Origin of the sequence: Streptomyces sp. NPDC096105 (assembly GCF_044763335.1) — a bacterium.
In the GTDB taxonomy this organism is placed as follows: domain Bacteria; phylum Actinomycetota; class Actinomycetes; order Streptomycetales; family Streptomycetaceae; genus Streptomyces.
Map to the genome: position 1 here is coordinate 1 of NZ_JBIWGC010000024.1, position 6888 is coordinate 6888.

Annotated in this window: 5 protein-coding genes and 2 pseudogenes; 5 read left to right on the top strand and 2 right to left on the bottom strand. The window is 70.6% G+C overall.

Annotated elements, in window-relative coordinates; all coding sequences use genetic code 11:
- The 4 genes and pseudogenes from ACIQ8B_RS27940 to obgE form a co-directional block, all read left to right on the top strand.
- Positions 1-109: pseudogene (locus ACIQ8B_RS27940) on the top strand (phosphocholine cytidylyltransferase family protein); the annotation flags it as partial.
- 202 nt (positions 110-311) lie between these two features.
- A complete protein-coding gene (gene rplU, locus ACIQ8B_RS27945) occupies positions 312-632 on the top strand; it encodes a 50S ribosomal protein L21 (protein WP_006132815.1) in 321 nt (106 codons plus the stop codon).
- Positions 633-646: 14 nt separating this feature from the next.
- The gene (rpmA, locus tag ACIQ8B_RS27950; RefSeq protein ID WP_006132816.1) at positions 647-901 is read left to right on the top strand and encodes a 50S ribosomal protein L27; all 255 of its coding nucleotides are present in this window, start codon (positions 647-649) and stop codon (positions 899-901) included.
- Positions 902-1003: 102 nt separating this feature from the next.
- Positions 1004-2449, top strand: a complete 1446-nt coding sequence (gene obgE / locus ACIQ8B_RS27955) for a GTPase ObgE (protein ID WP_290010561.1) — start codon at positions 1004-1006, stop codon at positions 2447-2449.
- Positions 2450-2520: 71 nt separating this feature from the next.
- Here the strand turns inward: obgE and ACIQ8B_RS27960 are convergent, their stop codons facing one another.
- Together ACIQ8B_RS27960 and ACIQ8B_RS27965 are read right to left on the bottom strand one after the other, a co-directional pair.
- Positions 2521-4698 carry an acyltransferase family protein gene (locus ACIQ8B_RS27960; RefSeq protein WP_403550592.1) on the bottom strand — a complete coding sequence of 726 codons (2178 nt, stop codon included), beginning with the start codon at positions 4696-4698 and terminating at the stop codon, positions 2521-2523.
- Between the two features lie 540 nt (positions 4699-5238).
- Complete coding sequence (locus tag ACIQ8B_RS27965) at positions 5239-6237, bottom strand: CDP-alcohol phosphatidyltransferase family protein (protein ID WP_241911306.1); 999 nt, start codon at positions 6235-6237, stop codon at positions 5239-5241.
- Positions 6238-6632: 395 nt separating this feature from the next.
- On the opposite strand from ACIQ8B_RS27965, the pseudogene ACIQ8B_RS27970 reads away from it, so the two are divergent.
- Positions 6633-6888, top strand: a pseudogene (locus ACIQ8B_RS27970) (sugar phosphotransferase); the annotation flags it as partial.

Consider the following 6888-nt stretch of genomic DNA (forward strand, 5'->3'; position numbering starts at 1 on the left):
GAACCGGGGCTTCCGGATCGACGTGGCGCCGATCGGCGAGGTCCCGTGGGTCGAGATCGACAACCACGACGACCTCGCCCGCGGACGGGAGATCGTGGCCGGGTACTGACCGGCGCGGGCCGCGGGGGTCCGGTTTGACCCCCGTGGGCCCGGCCCCGTAACCTTGACCGTCGGCGTGTCCATCGGGACCGCCACATCCCCGTAAACCTCTTCCTCCCGGACGCGGGCCGCGGCCGGGAGAGGTCGTCCGCGTATGCGCGTGGGCGACTGGCCTGCGGGGGTGCCGTTCTTCGAGTGAGAGTGAGATCCGCGTGTACGCCATCGTGCGCAGCGGTGGTCGCCAGCACAAGGTTGCTGTCGGCGACATCGTCGAGGTTGACAAGATTTCCACCGCCAAGGTCGGCGACACGGTCGAGCTCTCGACCCTGCTCGTCGTCGACGGCGACTCCGTGACCAGCGACCCCTGGGTGCTGGCCGGCATCAAGGTCCAGGCCGAGGTCGTGGACCACCACAAGGGCCAGAAGATCGACATTCTGCGCTACAAGAACAAGACCGGCTACCGCCGTCGTCAGGGCCACCGCCAGCAGTACACGGCGATCAAGGTCACTGAGATCCCCGCGGCTGCGAAGTAAGGGACTGAGGAGAGATGGCACACAAGAAGGGCGCATCGTCCACCCGTAACGGTCGTGACTCCAACGCTCAGCGCCTCGGCGTGAAGCGCTTCGGCGGTCAGGTCGTCAACGCGGGCGAGATCCTGGTCCGCCAGCGCGGCACCCACTTCCACCCGGGCGCCGGCGTCGGCCGCGGCGGCGACGACACCCTGTTCGCGCTGCAGGCCGGTTCGGTGCAGTTCGGCACCAGCCGTGGCCGCAAGGTCGTGAACATCGTTCCGGTCGCCTGATCGGACGCTTTCGCGAGGCGGACCTCACTTCCCGACGGGAAGCGGGTCCGCCTTTCGCGTGTTACCCAAGAGACAACCCCGTAGTAACTGGAGGCACCCTTCATGACCACCTTCGTGGACCGCGTCGAACTGCACGTCGCCGCGGGTAACGGAGGCCACGGCTGTGCCTCCGTCCATCGCGAGAAGTTCAAGCCGCTCGGCGGACCCGACGGCGGCAACGGCGGACGCGGCGGCGATGTGATCCTCACCGTCGACCAGTCCGTGACCACCCTGCTCGACTACCACCACTCGCCGCACCGCAAGGCCACCAACGGCAAGCCCGGCGAGGGCGGCAACCGCTCCGGCAAGGACGGCCAGGACCTGGTCCTGCCCGTGCCGGACGGCACCGTGGTGCTCGACAAGGCGGGCAACGTCCTCGCCGACCTCGTCGGCCACGGCACCTCCTACGTCGCCGCCCAGGGCGGCCGCGGCGGGCTCGGCAACGCCGCCCTCGCCTCGGCGCGGCGCAAGGCCCCCGGGTTCGCGCTGCTCGGCGAGCCGGGCGACCTGCGGGACGTCGTCCTCGAGCTGAAGACCGTCGCCGACGTGGCCCTGGTGGGCTACCCCAGCGCCGGCAAGTCGTCCCTGATCTCCGTGCTCAGCGCCGCCAAGCCGAAGATCGCCGACTACCCGTTCACCACGCTGGTGCCCAACCTCGGTGTGGTCACCGCCGGTTCGACCGTCTACACCATCGCCGACGTCCCCGGCCTGATCCCCGGCGCCAGCCAGGGCAAGGGACTGGGCCTGGAGTTCCTGCGCCACGTGGAGCGGTGCAGCGTGCTGGTGCACGTGCTGGACACCGCCACCCTGGAGTCCGACCGCGACCCCGTCTCCGACCTCGACGTCATCGAGGAGGAGCTGCGGCAGTACGGCGGGCTGGACAACCGGCCGCGGCTCGTCGTCCTCAACAAGATCGACGTGCCCGACGGCAAGGACCTCGCCGACATGGTCCGCCCGGACCTGGAGGCGCGCGGCTACCGCGTCTTCGAGGTGTCCGCCGTGGCCCACACCGGACTGCGCGAGCTGTCCTTCGCGCTCGCCGACCTGGTGGCCACGGCGCGCGCCGCCAGGCCGAAGGAGGAGGCGACCCGCATCGTCATCCGTCCCAAGGCGGTCGACGACACCGGCTTCACCGTCACCCGCGAGGAGGCCGACGGCGAGCTGGTGTTCCGGGTGCGCGGCGAGAAGCCCGAACGCTGGGTGCGGCAGACCGACTTCAACAACGACGAGGCCGTCGGCTACCTCGCCGACCGGCTCAACCGCCTCGGTGTCGAGGACGAGCTGATGAAGTCCGGCGCCCGCTCCGGCGACGCCGTCGCCATCGGTCCCGAGGACAACGCCGTGGTCTTCGACTGGGAGCCGTCCGTCACCGCCGGCGCGGAGATGCTCGGCCGCCGCGGCGAGGACCACCGCTTCGAGGCGCCCCGCCCGGCCGCCCAGCGCCGCCGCGACCGCGACGCCGAACGCGACGAGGCGCAGCGGGAGTTCGACGGCTTCGAGCCGTTCTGACCGAGAAGCGCCCCACGCGCACGAGAAGGGCCCGTTCCGTCGGAACGGGCCCTTCTCGCCGCGGCCGGTGCTCAGGCTCCCGGGGTCCGGCTCAGGTCCGCCCCGAAGAGCCGCAGCAGCCGCTCCTCCACCACCGGGGTCAGGGCCTCGACGTAGGCGTCCGCCAGGTGGCCGAAGTCCCGGTACACCAGGGTGTTGCCCACCACGACCGGGCAGGTGCCGGACGGGGCGCAGACCCAGTCGTAGGGGTCGATGACCGTCACGTCCTCGGCGGCCGCCGCCTCGCGGATCGCCTCGGTGACCGAGGGCTGCGGGTCGGCCTCGGACCGCTCGTTGGCGCACGCGTCGAGGTCGTCCGGGTGGGCGACCGCGCAGTCCACCGCGTTGTTCTTCGGCCACGGGTTGTCCAGCAGCGTGAGCACCCGGGTGCGGCCCTGCTGGAGGATCCGGTACGTCTCGGCCTGGCCCTCGCCCCACTCGGCGGCGATGTCGCCCTCGCCCCACAGCTTCGCCGAGTTGGAACTGGAGGTGACGACCAGGTCGGGCTCCATCGCGCGGATCTTCTCGATGGTCGCCTCACGCCACTCGTCGCAGGACGCGTACGGGCCGTTGTTGTACGCGATGGTGATCCGGGCGACCTTGCAGGCGTTCTTGGTGAACGAGTAGAGCTTCCAGCCGTGCTCGCGGGCGATGGCGTCGAAGGCCGGGAACCACTGGGCGATGTGCGAGTCGCCGAAGAGCACCACGGTGCGCTCGCCGTCCTTGTCGCCGTACAGACACGGCTGCGTCTGCTTCTCCTCCGACATGGTCAGCGCGCAGTCGTCGTCGTAGACCGCCGTCCGCTCGTACGCCACGTCGTGCACGCTCGGCGAGAGGTTGGACGGCATCTCCTCCGCCGGGTTCTGCAGCAGCCGGGTCAGCGCGGCCTGCGGGTCCGGCGCCTGGGCGATCGCCTCCTCGGTGTTCTGCTGCGCGCCGCCCGACGACAGGCTCGGCGGGAACTGCAGGGTGACCAGCGCGGCCGCCGCCGCGGCCGCCGACAGACCCAGACCCAGCGACAGGCCCCGGCCCGCGTGGGCCTTGAACGCCCGGTGGAACCGCATCGGGTCCTCGACCAGGTGCAGCGTCCCCCAGGCCAGCACGAGACCGCTCAGGGCGGCGATCAGCCGCAGCGGGCCCTCGTTCTCACCGAAGCCGAAGGCCGCGGGCACGATGACGATGAGCGGCCAGTGCCACAGGTACCAGGCGTAGGAGATCCCGCCGACCCACACGGCGGGCCGCAGCGACAGGAGCGCGCCCGCGCCGTAGCGGCCGCCCGCCGCGCCTCCGGCCAGCACGGCCGCCGCGCCGAGGACCGGGATGACGGCGTTGTGGCCGGGGAAGACGGTGCTCTCGTCGAAGGCCACCGCCGCGTAGGCGATGGCGGCCAGGCCGGCCCAGCTGAGGACCGCGGCGACCGGGCGCGGGATGTCGTTCAGCCGGTGCGCCACCAGCGCCAGCAGCGCGCCGACCGCCAGCTCCCAGATGCGGCCCTGCGAGCCGAAGTAGGCCCACGACGGGGACGTCTCGGTGAGGTGCAGGTTGACGGCGAAGGACGCGGCGGCCAGGGCCAGCAGCGGGATCGCCAGCAGGGCCCGGCGCCGGAGGATCTTCAGCGCCACGATCAGCACGACGGGCCAGATCAGGTAGAACTGCTCCTCCACCGCCAGCGACCAGAAGTGCTGGAACGGCGAGGGCGGCACGTCGGTGTGGAAGTAGTCGGTGCCCGAGTCGGCCAGTCGGAAGTTGACGACGTACCAGGCGGAGGCGATGGCGTCCTTGGCGTGGTCCGCGAACCGCAGCGGGCCCAGGAAGAGCCAGGACCCGGCCAGCGTCGCCAGGACGACCAGCGTGGAGGCGGGCAGCAGGCGCATGGCCCGGCGGGCGTAGAAGCGGCCCAGCGAGATCCGTCCCTCACGCTTCCACTCGCGGAGCATCAGCGAGGTGATGAGGAAGCCGGAGATGACGAAGAAGACGTCCACGCCGACGAAACCGCCGGCCAGGGACGACACCCCCGCATGGGCGACCACCACCAGGGTGACCGCCACCGCGCGCAGTCCCTGGATGTCCAGCCTCAGCCCGGCGCCGCCCGCCGCGGGGGCGGCGTTCCCGCTGGACGGCGGTGCGGGGGAGTCGCCCCGCGCCTGGGGGACGGACGGGGTGTCATCTGCTGAAGGCCGCGGTGGGGACGCGAGATCGCGGGCGGACACCTTGGAGGTTCTCCTTGTTCGTGGAGCATGGAGCATCGGCGAGACCTGGGAAGTCTGCGACACGGTCCGGGGCCGGGTGCCTCCGGGACCTGCTGACGCCGGTGATCGACGCGGAGTCGGATGACCGAGCGTATCTCCGTCCGACCCCGGACCCGTCGCATCTTCCGCCGTATTGTCGTAACAAATGACTCAGGACAGTGCGAAGGCGGCCCCCCGGGCCGGGACGTCCGCCCGGTCGGCGCACGGTGCCGAGGGCGACACGCCCGGTTTTCTCCCCGCTCGTACCGGTGATCGGCCGGAGAGGAGGTCACGTGGAGGTTCCGGCCGGATTCCGTGTCCTTCGCGAGGGCGTCCCTCACCACGGCGTCCATGACCGCCACGGCCTCGGCGGACTGCCCCTCGCCGACGACCGCGTCGTCGAGCCGCCCGTGACCGTGCACGGCTCCGCGAGGCCGCGCAGTCCGGGGACGCGTCGGGATCCGCACACTCCCCGTCCGGAGCGTCCGCGTCCGTCCGTTCCGCCGGCCGCCCGGCTCCCCCTCAGACCAGCGTGGTCTGCTCCGACGGGCTGGGGGCGATGTCGGACTTCATCTCGGCCTCCAGGCGGTCGTACCGGGCCATCGTGCGCTGGAAGGCGCGGGTGGCGAGGAGGAGGCGGTAGACGACGAGCACCTCGAAGGCGAGGAGCAGGGCGCCCGCGGCGACCGTCGGCCAGAAGATCGAGTTGGCCAGCGGCGCGACGATGAAGATCGTCATCTGGAACTCGATGCCGCTGAACAGGTGGATGCGGATCCGGTGGCTGATGAGGAAGTCGCGCAGCCGCACATAGCCGGGGAGACGCGTGATGAACGTCTTCGCCGGGGAGACGACGTGCGCGGGGGCCGGCGCCTGGGCGGTGACCGCGGACGCCTCGCTGCCCGTCGGCTGGGCGGGGACCTTGGCGGTGCCCTTCACCGGCGTGTCGTCGGCCTCGGAGTCCTCGTCGGAGCCGTTGTCCTGGGGCGTGGGGTCGATCAGCCCCAGTTCCGCGGCGCGCTCACGCTGGCGCCGCCGCATGTTCAGGCGGACCTTCCATATCTCGAGCGCGTCCATGTAGCGGAGCATGTCGAGGAACACCACGGCCACCGCGAGCCATATGTAGGTGACGTCCTCCGTCCGCTGGTACTGCCCGCCCATCAGGGCGACGGCGCAGACCAGCACGCGGACGCGGTCGAAGATGTAGTCGAGCCAGGCGCCGAACGCCGAGCCCTTCCCCGTCAGACGGGCGAGCTTCCCGTCCATGCAGTCCAGGATGAAGCTGACGTGATAGACGACGGCTCCGGCGATCAGCCACTGCCAGTCACCCTGGGCGAAGCAGGCCGCGGCCCCGATCCCCAGCACCAGGGCGGCCCAGGTGATCTGGTTCGGGGTCACCCGGGTCCACATGGCGGTCCACCGGACCAGGGGGGTGGCGACGGGGTCGACCAGGAGAACGGTCCACCAGGCGTCTCGCTGCTTCTCCGTGAGGCGGCGGACTTCGGGGAGTGAAGGTACACGCATGACCGTAAGTCTGCATGCTCGCCCGAACACTCTGCTTCCAAACGCGAGTGTGTGCTACATCACGAAAGTGATCGCCGGGTGAACGGGAACGGTCGGTATCTCAAGAGGGAGGGATATGTCCGAAGATTACGCTTGCGGGGGGTGTAAGTCCCGGAATTGACGGTCGCAAACACAAACGACGATGGTGTGCGTTCCGCCGGTCGTGGCGGCCGACGTCGTCGAACAGGAATGTGACCGCGTTGCTGTAAACTTCCCCTCTGCGGCTTGACCCTGGAGGGGCCCCGTGCGCTCCGCGTCTGGCGCCGTATGGGGGTGCAGCGCTCGTTGCCGCTGGTCGCCTTGATGCCTCCATCATGTAGGCCACGTCGGGACTCGCCGAAGGGTTTGGGATTGAAGTGAGTGTGCGTACCCGCATCGGAAGCAGTCTGAAGTCGCGGACCAAGAGCGCGATGCAGGCGCAGAAGCGCCGGGCGTGGTTGTTGCGGGTGACACGGCAGCGGCAGGGCCTGTTGCGCTCCGACGCGGGTGTGCGCCAGGTGTCGTCCGACAGTGATCCGTTGTGGGGGCGGGTGGTCGACTCGTTCACGGCGGCGGGTGCGGCGGCGGACAATCTGGGGCTGGTGGCGGACGCTCTGGAGCGTGCGGGGATCT